The 17,824-nt window shown below is 27.3% G+C and carries 15 protein-coding genes; 6 read left to right on the plus strand and 9 right to left on the minus strand.

The genetic code is table 11. The features are described 5' to 3' along the window. Window positions 1-55: 55 nt before the first annotated feature. Together IPP08_03870 and IPP08_03875 are read right to left on the minus strand one after the other, a co-directional pair. Complete coding sequence (locus IPP08_03870; GenBank protein ID QQS67312.1) at window positions 56-793, minus strand: 16S rRNA (uracil(1498)-N(3))-methyltransferase; 738 nt, start codon at window positions 791-793, stop codon at window positions 56-58. A gap of 127 nt (window positions 794-920) precedes the next feature. Continuing rightward, window positions 921-2,261: a VWA domain-containing protein gene (locus tag IPP08_03875; protein QQS67313.1), complete on the minus strand. Its 1,341-nt coding sequence runs from the start codon at window positions 2,259-2,261 to the stop codon at window positions 921-923. Between the two features lie 659 nt (window positions 2,262-2,920). On the opposite strand from IPP08_03875, the gene IPP08_03880 reads away from it, so the two are divergent. Both IPP08_03880 and IPP08_03885 read left to right on the plus strand, forming a co-directional pair. Further along, window positions 2,921-3,472 carry a hypothetical protein gene (locus IPP08_03880; protein ID QQS67314.1) on the plus strand — a complete coding sequence of 184 codons (552 nt, stop codon included), beginning with the start codon at window positions 2,921-2,923 and terminating at the stop codon, window positions 3,470-3,472. Window positions 3,473-3,614: 142 nt separating this feature from the next. Continuing rightward, window positions 3,615-4,040, plus strand: coding sequence for a hypothetical protein (locus IPP08_03885; GenBank protein ID QQS67315.1), 426 nt, complete (start codon window positions 3,615-3,617; stop codon window positions 4,038-4,040). A 59-nt stretch (window positions 4,041-4,099) separates the two neighbouring features. On the opposite strand, the gene IPP08_03890 is transcribed toward IPP08_03885, so the two are convergent. Continuing rightward, window positions 4,100-4,999 (minus strand): methionyl-tRNA formyltransferase, encoded by a 900-nt coding sequence (locus IPP08_03890; protein QQS67316.1) that lies wholly within the window; start codon window positions 4,997-4,999, stop codon window positions 4,100-4,102. Window positions 5,000-5,050: 51 nt separating this feature from the next. On the opposite strand from IPP08_03890, the gene IPP08_03895 reads away from it, so the two are divergent. From IPP08_03895 to IPP08_03910, 4 genes are all read left to right on the plus strand, one after another. Beyond that, on the plus strand, window positions 5,051-5,530 hold the full coding sequence (locus IPP08_03895; protein ID QQS67317.1) for a 6,7-dimethyl-8-ribityllumazine synthase: 480 nt from the start codon (window positions 5,051-5,053) through the stop codon (window positions 5,528-5,530). A 144-nt stretch (window positions 5,531-5,674) separates the two neighbouring features. After that, window positions 5,675-7,972, plus strand: a complete 2,298-nt coding sequence (locus IPP08_03900) for a hypothetical protein (protein ID QQS67318.1) — start codon at window positions 5,675-5,677, stop codon at window positions 7,970-7,972. A 222-nt stretch (window positions 7,973-8,194) separates the two neighbouring features. Next, complete coding sequence (locus tag IPP08_03905) at window positions 8,195-11,089, plus strand: insulinase family protein (GenBank protein ID QQS67319.1); 2,895 nt, start codon at window positions 8,195-8,197, stop codon at window positions 11,087-11,089. Between the two features lie 98 nt (window positions 11,090-11,187). Continuing rightward, window positions 11,188-11,820, plus strand: coding sequence for a DNA lyase (locus IPP08_03910; GenBank protein QQS67320.1), 633 nt, complete (start codon window positions 11,188-11,190; stop codon window positions 11,818-11,820). A gap of 58 nt (window positions 11,821-11,878) precedes the next feature. Here the strand turns inward: IPP08_03910 and IPP08_03915 are convergent, their stop codons facing one another. The 6 genes from IPP08_03915 to IPP08_03940 all read right to left on the minus strand — a co-directional run bounded on the left by IPP08_03915 (window position 11,879) and on the right by IPP08_03940 (window position 17,746). Further along, window positions 11,879-13,090: a L,D-transpeptidase gene (locus tag IPP08_03915; GenBank protein ID QQS67321.1), complete on the minus strand. Its 1,212-nt coding sequence runs from the start codon at window positions 13,088-13,090 to the stop codon at window positions 11,879-11,881. A 196-nt stretch (window positions 13,091-13,286) separates the two neighbouring features. After that, entirely contained in the window at window positions 13,287-14,762 is a 1,476-nt protein-coding gene (locus IPP08_03920) for a hypothetical protein (GenBank protein QQS67322.1), read from the minus strand. A 245-nt stretch (window positions 14,763-15,007) separates the two neighbouring features. Beyond that, window positions 15,008-15,451 carry an rRNA maturation RNase YbeY gene (ybeY, locus tag IPP08_03925; GenBank protein QQS67323.1) on the minus strand — a complete coding sequence of 148 codons (444 nt, stop codon included), beginning with the start codon at window positions 15,449-15,451 and terminating at the stop codon, window positions 15,008-15,010. Window positions 15,452-15,562: 111 nt separating this feature from the next. Then, window positions 15,563-16,051, minus strand: a complete 489-nt coding sequence (locus tag IPP08_03930; GenBank protein ID QQS67324.1) for a hypothetical protein — start codon at window positions 16,049-16,051, stop codon at window positions 15,563-15,565. A 33-nt stretch (window positions 16,052-16,084) separates the two neighbouring features. Continuing rightward, window positions 16,085-16,687, minus strand: coding sequence for a signal peptidase II (locus tag IPP08_03935; GenBank protein ID QQS67325.1), 603 nt, complete (start codon window positions 16,685-16,687; stop codon window positions 16,085-16,087). Between the two features lie 54 nt (window positions 16,688-16,741). Beyond that, window positions 16,742-17,746 (minus strand): hypothetical protein, encoded by a 1,005-nt coding sequence (locus tag IPP08_03940; protein QQS67326.1) that lies wholly within the window; start codon window positions 17,744-17,746, stop codon window positions 16,742-16,744. Window positions 17,747-17,824: the final 78 nt, after the last annotated feature.

Genomic DNA, 17,824 nt, shown 5'->3' on the forward strand with positions numbered 1-17,824 from the left:
ATTAATAGAAAATTATTTAACTTTTATCATCAATAAAAAATAAACAGGACTTAAGTTACGAATTTATAGAAATAATTCCGAGAGCAGCAATTGATGCTGTTTCAGCACGTAAAATAGTTTTACCTAATGATATAATATCTATATTGTTTGATTTTACTAAATCAATCTCCTTACTTGAAAAGCCACCTTCTGGTCCTATTACAATTGCTAATTTGATATTCAAATCTTTTATTTTATTATAATTATCAATTAGATTATTATTAGGATTTGAACTTTCATAACAAACAAAAATTTTATCAAAATTATTATTAGATTCTATAAAAGAATTGAATTTAATTGGCTCATTAATAACTGGCAAATAGACTCTTTTACACTGCTTAATTGCTGAAAGTGCAATTCTTTTAGATCTGTTTACATCAAACCTTCCTTCAGTTCTATCACAAATTATTGGTAATATTTCTCTTGCTCCTAATTCTGTAGCTTTTTCAATACACCAATCAATTCTAGATTTACTAGTTAAAGGAGAAATTACAAGGACAATATAAGGTTTATGGAACTCCTTTTCAAATAAAATATCCTGAATAAATATTTCATAAACACCTTTTTTAGAAATATCTTTTACAATTGAATTTGCTTTAGCACCTTTCCCATTTATAAGAATGATTTTATCATCAATTCTAAATCTGAATGCTTTAGCATGTCTGCTTTCTTCAGTTGATAAAACTACAACATCATTTTTATTAAAATCACTAGAGTGATATAAAGCGGGATATGTCATTGAGAAATCGTTCATAGCAAATCGCAAAATTATTATTAATGATTGATTAAGGAAAGGATTTTTTTAATCAATTTCAATTTAAAAAAAGGAAACTCAAAATAATTGAGTTTCCTTTTAAGATAATTATTCACAAATAATGATTTTACTTTTTCTTTTTAATTTCATAATTAGTACTTCTATATGCTTTTTGCATTACATTTAATTCTTCGTCTTTCATGTTTTTAGCTTTTTCAACTTGTCTATCATATTCATCAACAATTTTAATTTGTTTGTCTATCTCTTTATTGTTTGGAGATCTCTTCTTAGATTCAACTAATATAGCACGAGCACTGCCAAGTTTTGCTTGACATTTATCATAACTTCTTGAGTCTAAATCATCCATGGCATTTTCTGTGATAACATTTGTTTCAAACATAGCAATGTTGGCAATGGCGTCTTCATTAAATGCTAAATCAAATTTTGGTTTGTCTAAAGTTGGAATTAAAGTATCGTTTGTTAAAGTTGTAAAATGAATTTTACTAATTGCATTATCATATTCTAAAACAGTGTTGAAAATAATATTTTCAGTAAGTTGATTTTGTATTGAAAATTTTATTAACATAGATTTTTGCTCTTGAGAAGCTACATCTTTTAAATCAAAATTTACTTGATTATTTTTCAAATCAAATTTAAAACCGAAAGAAGTGGAAGGGGACAAGTAAAAACTTGGATAATTTACAGATACTTTTGTATTGTTTGCAATAACACTAACCAAACCATTTAACTCTTTTGCAAAAATCGAATTGATTCTATCAGCTTTATCAATAAAATAATAATTTCCATTTCCACTCTCAGCCATAGCAGTCAACAATCTCTCATTAAATCCGCTCCCTACTCCAAATGTAGAAAGTGTGATTCCATCTTCTAAATTTTTATTACGTACAATTTGATTTAATTTAGTTGAATCTGTAATACCAGCATTTGCTAATCCATCAGTAATCAATAAAACTCTATTAATTCTGTTTCTATCATATGTACTTTTAGCTTGAACATATCCTTCTAACAACCCTCCACTTAAGTTAGTTCCTCCATCGGGAGATATTTGAGAAATTAAATTGTAAATTTCATTTTTTTTACTCACAAGTGCAGACTTGCAAACAACTTCAACTTTATCATCATATTTAATAACAGATAAATAATCTTCTTCAGATAAATTGTTGACTATAAATTTACAAGCTTCAATTGCAAACTTCATTTTATCACCACTCATAGAGCCACTATGATCTAACACAATTGAAATATTCATTGGTGCTCTTTTTTTCCCAAGTTCAATTTTTAATGCTTGTAAATCTAAATACAAGTAAACATCTTTTTTATCTTTAATCCAGTAATTGTTATCTAGATGAGTGTTGAGTGAGATTACAGAATCTGGAATTAATTGAGAATAAGAATAATATTGAGAAGCTATAAAAAGAAGAAATATAACTGATAAAAGTTTTTTCATAATAATTGGTTTTTAAAATTAATAATGGTTTTGAAGTTAACTGACTTAATTAATTTTATCATGTAACTATTAAAAAGTATAATTAACAAATTTTTATTTTATGAAATAATTTAAAGAAATTAAATTATAACATGATGTCTTTAGTTGATTTGAAATTTTAGTCAATAACCAAATATAAAATATTTATAAGTTATTGCAACGAAAAGTAATCAAAATTGAAACGCAGAAAGAGTAAATTGAACACAAGTTATTAAGAACAATAAATGAAACAGAATAAATAATAAGTGCAACGAAAAGAAACCAAAATTGAAACGCAGAAAGAGTAAATTTAACACAAGTTATTAAGAACAATAAATGAAACAGAATAAATAATAAGTGCAACGAAAAGAAATCAAAATTGAAACGCAGAAAGAGTAAATTTAACACAAGTTATTAAGAACAATAAATGAAACAGAATAAATAATAAGTGCAACGAAAAGAAACCAAAATTGAAACGCAGAAAGAGTAAATTTAACACAAGTTATTAAGAACAATAAATGAAACAGAATAAATAATAAGTGCAACGAAAAGAAACCAAAATTGAAACGCAGAAAGAGTAAATTAAAAGTATAACAAATACAACAAAAAAAATAAATAAACAATTAAACAAGAAAATCAAAATGAAAACAATCAAATTAGTATTAACAATTTTAGCAATAGTATTTATTGCAACAACAACAAACAAAAGCAACGCTCAATTTAAAAAAATACCAAATGGAGCAATACCAAGAGATGGAAATGTAATAATAGAATTAAATAGAAATAAACCAAATCCAACTGTATTAAATGTATCAGTAACAAAGATCTCTTCAATATCAACAACCCCAAGTTATAAAAAAAGGATAAGAGTAAGTGTTACATTAAAGAACATTGGCGGAGCTAAATATACAAGCAATGAGAATCAACAAGGAGTATTGCTTACGCTTGTTGAAGGAACAATTGTAAGAAGCTTAACAGATTTTAAATTTGTAAATTTAGCAGTAAATGAAGTAAAAGTATTCACATTTGATATGGATTGGTATTCACCAGAATTCCCACCAAGTATCAAAGCAGAAATAACATACGATCCAGATATATTAAATGATTCAAACACTGGGAATGATGATTCAAATTTAAAAGATAATATGAAAGTAATAACAGGAGAGTCAGTAAACGCAGTAGTAAACAGATAACAAAACTATAATATTTAGGTGTTTGGTTGAGAATATCATTCACCTAATTTTTTTTATTAAGATGAAACTAGTAGTAATGTAATCAATAATTTAAAATGATAGAATCAAAAAAATTTAATTGTAAAATAAAAATAATATCAAAATGAAAAAACTAATTTTATCGATACTTGTATTAACAACAATAGTAACAAATGGAATTTTTGCTTCAAACAAATCTAAGTTAACAGTTAATAAAGCTAAAGCTGACACACTCTTAACAATAATATCTCGAGTAAAAAATCATGAGTTTTTAAGTATTCCAGCAAATGCAGTTTGGATTACAAGAGCAGTATTTTCAAGTAAGGGGAACACAGTAAGTTTATATACTGGATTATCAACAAGACAAGCCTTAAATGTACCAGTAATTTATTCTATAGATGGTACAAAGTTGACATGTGTTTTTAGAATGACTGATGGTGTAGATTGGAAATTTACTGCAAGAATCTCAGGTATTCAATTAAATACAATACAGGTTGCTGAATACTCATCTGGACATATTAAATACAATAAAACACTTATTAAAAACTAACTTATTCATTAAAAGGTGGTAATTTTATTTATCACCTTTTTAATAATTTATTAACTCATTTAGTTAATAAATCTTCCATTAATAAAATCATTTGCATTCATAATTTTCTTTCCCTCAGGTTGTAATTCTAAAACCTCAAGAGCATCTGTTAATGACCCTAAAAGCAATTTTCCATCTATCAGTTTTAACTCTCCATTCAAACACTTTCTATCTGTTTTTAAAGTCTTTATAATTTTCAGTGGTTTTGAATTATATGTAAAGTATGCTCCAGGATATGGAGAAAGTCCTCTAATGAAATTATGTAAATCTTCACATATTAAATCAAATTTGATTAAACAATTTTCACGAAATATTTTTGGAGCAGGAGATGATTTTACATCGTTTTGTTTTACTAAATTTACTTTGTTGTTGCTAATTAAATCTAAAGTATCACCTACAATATTTGCTCCAAAATATTTCATTTTATCATGTAATTCTCCAGCAGTCATATTTTCAGTAATTTGTATGGTATCACTTAAAATAATATCACCAGTATCAACATTTTTCTTTAAGAAAAAGGTAGTTACACCTGTTTGAGATTCACCGTTTATAATTGCATGATTTATAGGGGCAGCTCCTCTATATTTTGGAAGTAATGATCCATGCAAATTGAAAGATCCTAGTTTTGGGATATTAAAAATAGATTCAGGTAGAATTTTAAATGCAACAACACAAATTACATCAGGTTGTAATTCTTTAATCAGATTAATAAAGTTTTCATCATTTAATTTATTAGGAGTTGAGACTTCTAAATTATTTTCTAAAGCAAAATTCTTAATAGCTGATGATGAAATTTTTAGTCCACGACCTTTAGTTTTATCAGGGGAAGTAACTACTAAAACTACATCATGACCTTTATCAATAATAGTTTTCAAAGATGGAACAGCAAAATCTGGAGTCCCCATAAAAATTACTTTCATAGTTTTAAAATCAAGTTTAATAAATTTGCCAACAAAAATAACTTAAACAAAATGAAGCAGAATAAATTAGCTCAAGAGAATTTAAACATAAAAAATTTTAAATTTGCAATTGTGGTAAGTAATTGGAATGAGATTATTACTTCAAATTTATTAAATGGATCTTTGACATTTTTTAGTAAATATAATGTAGGAATGGATTCAATATTTATTGTTAAATGTTCTGGAGCATTTGAATTACCTTTAACTTGTCAATTTTTGTGTGAAAGCAAAAAATACGACGGTATTGTTGCTTTAGGATGTATAATTAGAGGTGATACTCCTCATTTTGAATTTGTTTCTAACGAAACATCATCAGGAATAATGAATACAATGTTGAAATATGACATTCCTATTGGGTTTGGTTTGTTAACAGTTGATACATATGATCAGGCAGTTTTAAGAAGTAATGATAATGTATCAAATAAAGGTTATGAAGCCGCTCAAGCAGTTTCTGAAATGCTCATTTTAAAATCTAAAATATTAGAGGGTTAAATTTTTGAAGTATATTTTGCTTAACAATATGTTAATTTTGTACTGATTTATTTAAATCAACACAACAACAATTTAAAATAATTTAATAAAACTTCATTCATTTGAATTCTAATTAATTTACAAATCCTGAAATCCCAAATAGATATGATTAGTTGTATAAAAAAAATTCCTTTAATATTTTTTCTATGTATATGTTTCTTTAAAGTTTCATATTCTCAAATTAATAATTATAAATGGGAGACAATCAGTGGGGTAAATAATGCTCAAGATATTTCAGTTGATAATGATGGAAATTTTTGGATTGGAACAACAGGTGGTTTGTTAAAATATTTTCCTAAACAAGATAGTTTTAAATTGTATAAACTTGAAGATGGGTTAATAGCATTAAATGTTACATCTGTTGGAGTTGACAAAAAATCAGGAAATATTTTTACTGGTAGTTCAGATGGTAAAATGAGTATCCTTAAAAAAGATGGAAGTTGGATTTATTCAACTGAAATTTATTTATCAACTGAATATCCAGATAGATCAATAAATGGATTTGGTTTTAATGATGGTAAAGCATACGTTTTAACTGGTTTTGGAGTAGGAGTATATGATATTACTAAAAATGCTTTCATTGATTCTTATAGATTCCTTGGTTCAATTCCCAGAAATACTGCTGTCAATGAGATTTATTTTTCAAATGATAAAATTTATTTAGCAACAAATGCAGGTATCGTTTTTGCAGATAAATCATTATTGAACCTAGCATCTCCAACTTCATGGATTACATTAAATAAATTAAATAGTGGCATTTTAAGTGATACAGTTTATTCTATTAATGAATATAATGGAAAAATTATAGTAGGAACAAGAAGTGGTGTTTGTTTATTAAATGATAAGTTAAGTTTCGACACAGTACAAAATAATCGAAGTGAAAAAGCTTTATTTTTTAAAAATCAAAATAGACTGTATATAGGATTTAGTTACGTTTTCCCTGTCTTTGAGTTGTTTGAAATGTCTTCGAATGGCTTAATAAGTATTGGTGGAGCAACAGATATTTTACAAACTCTATTTGTAAATGAAAGTGGTGGAATATTTGTAGGGTTAAAAAGAAAAGGATTTTCATCATTTAATATTTCAAATCAAAATACAATTCAGATTTCACCAAACACTCCAACATCAAATTTATTTAGTGGTTTTGTAAAATCTAGTAATGGAGATTTATGGACAATTCATGGTGGCAGAGGATTTGGTGATGGATTCTCGTTGTTACGAAATGGAGTATGGACACAATTCAGAGTTGATATAAATAATAATATTCCTGCAAATGATATATGGAACATAGGAGGTGGTGTAGATAATAGTATTTGGTGTGGCATTTATGGCAAAGGTTTTATAAATATAGAACCAAAATCAGACTCATTTAAATATAAAATATATGATAAAACTAACACTCCAATGAGGGGAGTTGGTACTGGTGGTAGTTATGAAGTAGGTGCACAAACAGTAACTGACTCAAAAGGAAGGACTTGGTTTGTATCTTATTCTCCTGGAACAAACTCAGGTTCAATACTTTTTTCTAAAGATAAAAATGACTCTGTTTGTATTTCTGCTATTACACCAATCGGTTTAAACGGTGATTTTAGGTGGATTACAATTGATCAAAGCAATACAAAATGGCTTGGTAGCGATGAAACTGGCGATGCTCGTGGTCTTGTTTATTTTAATGATAATAATACTCCATATGATCCAAGTGATGATATCACTGGTAGAATTACCACTTTTGATGGCTTGATTGATAACACAATTAAATATCTTGTATCAGATAAAGATGGTATTTTATGGATTGGTACAAGCAAAGGATTAACTGCATTATATAATCCAACTTCAACGGTAATGGATAAATCACAACCGAGGTTCCAAAATTTCAGACCATTAAATGATGTAACTATTAGAAGTATTTCAATAGATGTTTTAAATAGAAAATGGGTAGGAACTGATAAAGGTCTTTATATTATAAATGCAGATGGATCTGAAGTTATAAAACAATTTTCAAGTGAAAATTCTCCATTAGTTAGTGATAAAGTAATTTCTGTATTATGCGATGAAAAAAGTGGTGATGTATTTGTTGGCACTGATAATGGAATGAATAGAATTAAGACTGATGCTGTTAAAAGTGATGCAATTTCTGAGCTAACTTTCAATCCAAACCCTTTTATTATTCCAGATAATGACAGGGTAACAATTCAAGGATTACCAAGCTTAGCAATTGTTAAAATCTTAACTTTATCAGGAGGGCTAATAAAAGAGTTTGTTTCGCCTGGTGGTTCTGTTGCTTCTTGGGATGGTAAAAATAGTAATGGAGTTTATGTTAAAACTGGAATTTATATTGTTGTAGGCTCTTCAATTTCGGGAGATGAAACAATTTTGGGTAAATTAACCGTTATTTCTAAATAGTATATTTGGTTTCAATTTTAAATAATGTAATTATTGAAATACAGCTTTATAACTGTATTTTTTTTTATTATAAATTTTTAAAACTCATAGTAAAATTAAATTGCTAAAAATATTGAATAAGTTTGATAAAATAATTATTAAAAAAAAATTGTTGCTTAATTGCTTAATTTTGTCGCTTTAAAAATTATATTCTTCTTTTAAATTAATCATATACCTTTTTTTATGAAAAAAGTTACTCTTTTTATGGCTTTTACTATGTTATTAATAAACATTTTAAGTGCTCAAAATTATCAATCTATCGTTGGGGATCCGCTTAAATTAAGGATTTATAAGCTAAAAAATGGTTTAACAGTTATGTTGTCTGTTAACAAAAAAGAGCCAAGAATTCAGACATTTATTACTACAAATGCTGGTAGTAAAAATGACCCTTCAACTCATACTGGTTTAGCTCATTATTTAGAACATATGTGCTTTAAAGGTACTGATAAATATGGTACAAAAGATTGGAGTAAAGAAAAACCATTGTTAGACCAAATATTTTCACTTTATGAAAAGTATGGAGCTACCACAAACCCTGATGAAAGAAAACTGATATATAAACTAATCGATTCTGTTTCAAATGAAGCGTCTAAATATGCAATTGCTAGCGAATATGATAAAATGGTTGGGTTTATAGGTGCTCAAGGAACAAATGCTTTTACTTCAGTTGAGCAAACAAGCTATGTGAATGATATTCCATCTAACCAATTAGAAACTTGGCTTAATATCGAAGCAGAAAGATGGAGAAACCCTGTATTGAGATTATTCCATACAGAGCTTGAAGCTGTGTATGAAGAAAAAAATATTGGAATGGATAATGATGATAGAAAAAAATATGAAGCTTTTGGTGCTGCAATGTATAAAAATCATCCTTATGGAACTCAAACTACCATTGGTACAATTGAACATTTAAAAAAACCATCTCTAAATGAAATTGTTAAATTTTACAAAACTTACTATGTTCCTAATAATATGGCTGTTATTTTAGTTGGAGACTTTGATCCAGATAAAGCATTTAAACTTATTGAGGCTAAGTTTAGTTACATGCAACCTAAACCAATTCCTGTTTTCTCTTTTAAACCAGAAATACCAAGAACTTCACCTGAAGTAATTGAAATCTCAGGACAAACACCTGCTAATTTAATGATGGGTTGGAGAAGTTCAGGAGCTGGGACTAAGGATGTGGACTTACTTACATTAACAGATTTATTATTAGCTTATAAAGGAGCTGGATTCCTTGATCTGAATATTACTAAAGCTCAAAAAGCACAATCAGCGGGGAGTAGCCCTAACATTAGTAAGGACTATTCTGTTCATGTTTTTACAGGCACTCCTAAAGGAGGTCAGAAACTTGAAGATTTAAAAGATTTAATTTTAGAACAAATAGATAAAGTTAAAAAAGGAGAATTTGATGAAGAATATTTGAAAGCTACTTTGAAAAATTTAAATGTCGATAAATTAAAACAATATGAAACAAATGCTGGAAGAGCGTACGAGATATTAGATTGCTTTACAATGGGTACTCCTTGGGAAGGGAATGTAAATTTAATTTCTAGATTATCAAAGTTTACTAAAAAAGATGTTGTAGATTTTGCAAATAGATTCTATACAAATGATTACGTTATACTATATAAAAGGCAAGGTGCTGATCAAAACGTTCAGAAAGTTGAAAAACCTGCAATAACAGCTATATCAGTTAACAGAGAAGATGTTTCACCTTTTACTAAATCAATACTAGAAACAAATTCTCCTGCTTTAAAACCATTATTTGTTGATTATAAAAAGGATATTAATTTCAGTAAATTAAAAAATGGTACTTCTTTATTATATTTAAATAATTCAGATAATAAATTATTCTCTTTGTATTATCTATTTGAAATGGGAAGAAGAAATATAAAGGAACTTCCAATTGCATTAGACTATCTTAAATATTTAGGAACAGATAAGTATACAGCTGATCAATTAGCAAAAGAGTTTTTCAAACTAGGTTGTGAATTTGGTATTTCAGCCACTGAAGATCAAGTATATGTTTCATTAAATGGATTACAAGAGAATTTTTCTGATGCCTTAAAATTGTTTGAAAATTTTTTAGCAAATGCTAAACCAGATCAAAAAGCGTTAGATCAATTAATAGCTCAAACTTTAAAAAATAGACTTGATGCAAAAAAGAGTAAACAAGCAATTGGTAGTGCACTAGTTTCATATGCAATTTACGGACCTAAAAATCCAACCACAGACAGACTTTCAGAGGCACAATTGAAAGGATTAAAGGCAGAGAATATGGTCGCTTTAATTAAATCTATATGTGATTTTAAGCATGAAGTAATGTACTATGGTCCATCTTCTTTAAAAGATATTTCTAAAGATTTAAATGCAAATCATAAATTAGTTATTGCTCCAAAAGATTATCCTGTCCAAATAAAATATGATAGACTAGATATGAATTCAAATTCAGTTTACTTAGCAAATTATGATAAAATGGTTCAAGCAGAAATTAATTGGATTAGAAAAGGAAGAGTCTTTGATCCAAAAAATTATACTGTACAAGAGTTGTTCAATCAATATTTTGGAGGAGATATGTCTTCAGTAGTTTTTCAAACAATTAGAGAATCAAAAGCACTTGCATATTCAACTTGGTCAGGTTATTCAAACCCATCAAAAAAAGGTGAGTATTGTTATGTAAGAGCTTATGTTGGCACACAAGCTGATAAATTACCTGAGGCAATTATTGGAATGAATGAATTGTTAAATATTTTACCTAAAAGTGAGCAAGGAATTGAACAAGCTAAAATGGGTATAAAGAATTCTATTGAAACTAATAGAACAACCAAAACAGATATTTTCTTTAGTTATTTAGCTGATAGAAAATTAGGACTAGATTATGATTTGAAAAAGGATGTTTATAATAATATAGATAAATTAAATTTTGAAGATGTTGCAAACTTCCATAAAGAAGAGTTTGCTTCCAAAACATATTCAATGTGTGTTGTTGGCGATAAAACAAAATTAAATTTAGATGCTTTAAAAAAACAGGGAAATCTTAAAGAAGTGAGTTTAGAGGAGTTGTTCGGTTATTAAGATTTAAAAAACATTTATACGTTAATTTAAAATCCTGTTTGAAATTATTTCAAACAGGATTATTATTTTATATTTATTATATAATTATTATAAAAAATATGGAGCAGTTTAAATTATCTCAGAATTATATTGATCATTTCAATAAGTTAGGTGTTGATATTAAAAATAGAATTTTAGAGTTTAAAAAAGTTCCAAAAGAAGAGTATTTTTATGAATTATGTTATTGCATTTTAACTCCACAAACTAAAGCGGTAAATGCTGAATTAGCTATTTACAAATTGAAAAATAATGGATTTAAGTATAAAGAGATTGATGTTAATTCAATTCTAAGAGATCCAGAAAATTATATTAGATTTCATAATGTAAAAACAAATCGGCTTTTGATTATAAAAGAAAAATGGAATATAATTGATGAAATTATTAGTTCAAACAAAATAAATGAATTTGATAAAAGGGCTTGGTTAATTGATAATGTATTAGGTATGAGTTGGAAAGAATCATCTCATTTTTTGAGAAATATAGGATTTCATAAACTTTCAATAATTGATAGACATATTTTAAAACATCTTTTAAATTGTGGGGTTATAAATGAATTACCAAAAAATTTAACTAAAAAAAAATATTTAGAAATAGAGGAAAAGTTTCGGAATTTAGCAAATAATGTAGGGCTTAGTATGCAGGAGCTTGATTTGTTGTTTTGGAGTTACGAGGAAGGGAGTGTTAGAAAATAATTTATAGGGAACTACTTTTTCATAAAATTTAATACAAAATATCGTAAATCCAATAAATTTACTCTATTATCACATAAGTACCTATTGGAACTAAATTAAAGAGTTCTATAGCATCATCATTAAACATTCTAATACATCCATAACTTACAGGCGTTCCAAGCATTAACTCATTATTAGTACCATGAATATAAATGCACCTTGCTTTTGAATCTACTAATTTACCATTCATATCCCTACCTTTATTAATACCATCTTCAAGACCATCAATAATAAAAACTCTAGTTAAAACATAATCATGTAATTTACTTAATAAGCCTGCACTATCTTTAACAATTGGTGCAATTCTTCCGGTGTTTCTTCTTGATTTAAAAATAGAACCAAATTCTGCACCATCTCCAATTTTATCTACAATTTTATGAATGCCTAATGGCGTTTGATTTGTTCCCATTTTTGCACCATATTCCGAACCAGTTTTTCCAGTACTAACTCTAAATGCCTTTACAATGGAATTATTCCTACTTACAAACATATTTTGTTCTTCAACATTGATATAAATTAATAGGTCTAACCTAGAGTTAAATCCACTTAATTCTGCAATAATACTAGCTTCTAAAAACTTTTTACCTGCATCTGCGAAACGCATTATAACATCATTTTCAACTTTGTATCCTAAAATCTTTGCATAATTAAACTTATTAATTGATTCACTGAAATCACCCTTTGCAGATAATGCTCTACCCCAACAATAAAAGAGGTAATCATATTTTGGATACAACAAAAATGCATTTTTGTAAACCTCTAAAGCAGAATCTAAATATTTGGATTTACCAAAATCTTTTGACTCTAAATCCATTTGTTCATAAATATTTCCAATTGACATGATCAAATAAATGTTATCAACATTTAAGTTGTAAGCTGACCAAAGGTAAGTTAATGATGAATCATAATTTTTCAAACCTGCAAATGCTAAACCTTTCCCCCAAAGCAAATCAACATTAGAATTCTTGCTATTAAAACCCATATTAAATTGTATTAACGCTTCGGTGAACAAAGTATCTTTGCAAAAATTCCAACCGTTTTGGATATATGGATGAGAATATTGTTGAGGAAAATCTAATTTAATTTTTGATATAAAATGAACAAATTGATTTAATGAAATTTCAGATGGTCTTGACCCAATCTTCCATTCAATTCTTGAATTATTATCTTGTGAATAGATAGACTTACTAAGTGCTAAAAAAAAATATATTGTTAAATAAATTATCTTCACTAATTTTCAATTATAATTTCAAGTTCGATTAAATATTCAAACATAAATGTAATTTTATCATTGTTCAACAAACATACAATAGTTAGGTTTATTAAAAAAATAAATATAACTTCTTAGTTAATAAATTTACTAATTAAATAAAAAAACTCCTGTTTGAATTAACAGGAGTTTTAAACTATAATCTAGATTTTAAATGTTATTTGCCACGCTCTCCTGGAACGGTTGGTCTTCCAAGAACCTCTTCTCCATCATTCATTCCATCACCATCAGTATCAGGACGTAAAGGGTCAGTTGGGCACCCTCTACTTAATAGTTCCTGTCCATCAGTCAATCCGTCACCATCAGTATCAGGGTTTAGGGGATTAGAGCGATATCTTAGAACTTCCAAACCATCTGGAACACCATCACCATCAGTATCTGGATTTCTTGGATCAGTACCTGTTACTCTCATTTCTGCTACATCTGTAAGTCCATCTCCATCAGTATCAGCGTCAGCAGAAAACAATTTATCACCAATCTCATATAAAGTGTAAGTGTCAGTAAAAGGAGGTGCAAATTTGATACCTAAGAAAAACTCTGGTTGATTAATACCTTCTCGAGTACCAGAACCATCAGATTTTTTTGGAAATAAATGTTCAAGATATTTTGCTCCAGCCTCAAAATCAAAATCTCGCAATCCTCTATATAAAATACCAGCATTTAAATCTTCACCTGCAACATCAATTTGTCCAATAAAGTCATTATATCTATATCTAATTGCTGCCATTGGGTTAATACCAAACTTTTTTAAATCAGTTGAATCAGTCTCAACTTTTACAAAATTTAAAAATTTTGAAATTGGACCCGAACCAGCATACTTACCAGTACCTAAACCAACTAGTGCACTAAATCCATTTCTATCAGTATAATATACTTTTTCAGGTTCCATAATACCAACTGGCATTGGTCCTCGAACATAAGTATTAGTATCGTATGGTGGTGTACGATAATTATTTGTATCTACAACGCCTCTGCCCATATAATTAGTATCAGCTTTTGATAGCATATTAACCCAATTATCAAAACTACCTAGGGTATTATTTTTTTGATCTAACATATCTAAAGAATCTGCAACAACTGGATATGCTTTTCGTAATAAATCTGCTTTCTCTTGATCAGTCATATCACTACCAAACCAATAAGATACCATTAAAGAGAAAGAGTTACGTGGGTCATAAATACTATTATCTGGTTGAAGAATTTTACGAGGATCATAATCATCATTTTGAGTAAAAATATTCTCCCAACCTAAAGTACCACCCCACCTTGAACCATCTCCACCAAAAACACTATCTATAACTGGATTCCAAAAAATGAATGGAGATAAACCTTTAGTGAAAGAGCTAACTCTTAAACCAGCTCTAAATTGCCATACATCTATTGATACTATTCCATTAAAATCTGCAAGTGCATTTGGTAATGCAATGTTAATTCTAGCACTAGAATCAAGCTGACTGCGAACAGGACCAAGTAAGTCACCTCCAATATGGATTTTACCAGTTTCAAACCTTTCAAAGGGTCTTCTAAGCTCTAAAGTTTGACCTTTTGTAATTGTAACGTATCCGAAAATTAATACTGTGGCAATTACAGTATGTAAAATTGTTTGAATACTTAATCTGTTAAACAGTTTCATAATTAAATGATTATCTTGATATTACTTAATATAAATTCATTTTAAGAAAAAAACTTGATTTCAATTCTCAAGTTTATTTTTACAATTCAAATATATAAAGTTGGAATAACATTAAATATAATTAAATGTTAACAAATTGTTTCAATACGAATTCCAAAAATTTTAGAATTAATTCAATTATTGAAAAATATATTAAATGTAAAAAAATGAAATATTAATCAGATTATTTCACTATATATATAAATTTATAAATTTGTCAAATAATGATTTTCCAAATTTGTCATACTTAATCTTTTTACATCTGTATTGTCTTCATATCCGCATAAATGAAGAGCTCCATGAATTGCCAACCTATATACTTCATTATAAAATTTTACATTGAAAATTTTAGATTGCTCTTTTGCTCGATCAACACTAATGTAGATTTCACCTTCAATCAAATCAGAATTATTAATTTTAGATTTATTTGAATCACTTTGATTCAAATTAAAAGTTATTACATCAGTTAAATAATTATGGTTAAGATATATCTTATTAATATCTAAAAGCTCTAAATCACATACAAATATTACATTCACATTATAATTATTTTTATGTTCTCCCTTGAATGTAAAATTTAATAAATCAATGATTTTTTTTTTTGTAATTCTAATTTTTTCGTGATTATTAAATACATTGATTATTTTCATAAAATAAATATAGTTTGATTTAGTTGAATGCTTTTTAAATAAAATAAAAAGCGAAAACTCATATTAAGAACTTTCGCTTCAAAAAAATTATCAATTATCAATTAAAAATTACTATTTCATATTTTCGGCAACATTTAAGAATCTCTTTTTCATCATTTCATACCTTTTTGATTCACCCATACTCATTTGTATTGATTCAATTTTTGTTTGAATTGGTAAAATTTCTCTATAAACATTTGCATATTTACCCATAGCAATTGTATCTCCTTTAGATGCTCTAGTTGCAAGTGAAATAAATTCATTCACTTTTTTTGTATATTCAATTATATATGCATTTAATGCCCCTGGAGAATTTGATGGAACATCTACTTTAGCTGGAACTGGAGGAATGACCTTTGGTGACGATGTTTGCTGTTCTGGAGTTTGTTTTACAATTGATGAATCTTTTCGTACAGTATCAGTACTTTTAGTAGAATTTATAATAGTTGAAGTATCAACTAAATTTGGTTCTTGATTCTGTGAATCTTCCTTTGCACTTTCTTTATTGCTACATGATATAATTGTTAAAGAAGCTAAAAAGAGACAAATTATTTTATTCAAAGTGATTTAAAATATAAGTTTAAAAATTAAGTATTAAATATTTTTATTAGAAATTTCTGATGGTGTTATGTTTTTGTTCTCAATTTCAAGATTATCTATGATAGATTCAATTTTAGGATCAATCACTTCTGTTTTGGGATAAAATATTAGCAATAAAAACATTCCAATTGATACACCAGAATCAGCTACATTAAAAACATAAAATCTATTAATAGAAAAATTAAAAATATTAATATCTGGAATATCTACATCAACAAAATCAACAACTTTTCCATAACATAAAGGAGCATAATTAAAAATTAATCCATAAAAAGTTCTATCAATAAAATTTCCAATTGCACCTCCAAGAATTAAAGCTAAAGACAATTTGAACCAAGGGGAAGCACTTAATTGTTTTTTACTTTTATTTAGCAAATAAATAATAAAAATACTAGCAATTAAACTAAAAACACTTAAAATTACTGGAACTCCTAAATTTATTCCAAATGCCATACCAGGATTTTCAACAAATGTTAATCTAAGAAAATCACCAACTAACTGATGAGTTTCATTTAAAGACATTTGAGTTTTTACTAAAATTTTAGTTATCTGATCAAGAATTACAATCGAAAGTGAAATTATAAAATACTTCCTCATTTAATATTTATTAGCTAGAATTATAGGATTTAAAATTTGATTATAGAAAATAAATTAAGAATCATCTTCATCCTCATCTTCTGGAACATCAGAACTTACGTATTCTTCATAAACAATTGGATTCAAAATCTCAGTAAATATTTTACCAGGATAACAAGGTTTACTTGTATTCTTAAAAGTGGTACAAACTTGAGTAACTGGAACTGCCATCATCCTTTTAGAATCTAATTTTAATCCGCACATTCTGCAAATTCCAAAAGTTCCATGATCAATTCTAACAATTGCATCATCTAACTTATTTATATAATCTGAAGTTCTTTGAGATTGAAGATAAGCTTTTTCCCGCTCAACAGCATCACTAGCTTGTTCAGTTAAATGTGTTGAATATGAGCTCTCATCCATACCCTCACCATCTGCCATCATTATTAATTGTTGTTCTAACATCTCCAATTCTTCTTTAGCATCATCTTTCATAGAAGTAACAATTTTTTTAAATTTTTCTAATTCAATTTTTGAAAAAGGTTCATTGGAATCAGTAGCAGTTGCCACAGTAAACATCTCCCTTGGTACTTTCAATAAAGCTTCTTTGGCAGCCTTTAACAAATTAGTATTATTCGAATTTTTTTTAGTTGTCTCTTTGATTTCTTTTTTAGATTTATTTAAGTTAATATTTCCAGTTTTTTTCTTAGGAACTATTGTATGAATAATTACAGGTTGTTTCTTCTTTTTTTGATCATAAATTGAATCTAAACTATCACTATTATTTATTTTTTTTAATGATGATTCTTTTAATAATTCTTTTGAATTTTTATCAATTGGTATAACTTTTTTAACGATTACTGGTTTTGAATTTTTACCAACAATAGTTTTCTTTTCGTTAACTTTCTCTTTATTAGATTTTGTTAATACTTTGTCATTATTATTAACAATTTTAGTTGACTTTTCAGATTTAACAATATTTTTAATTAGAGCTACTTTTATTTTCTTCTTTGATGTATCACTTTTTGGTTGTGACAATTTTAAAGCTGGTGTTTTCATTGAAATTTTTTTTGCTGCCATGATAGTTTCTTGAAAAATTGTTTAAAAACCTAAAATCTTGTTGAAATAATTGAAATTTAAAAAAAAAATCTTTGTAGA

The sequence above is a fragment of the Chlorobiota bacterium genome, from assembly GCA_016700335.1.
In the GTDB taxonomy this organism is placed as follows: domain Bacteria; phylum Bacteroidota; class Ignavibacteria; order OLB7; family OLB7.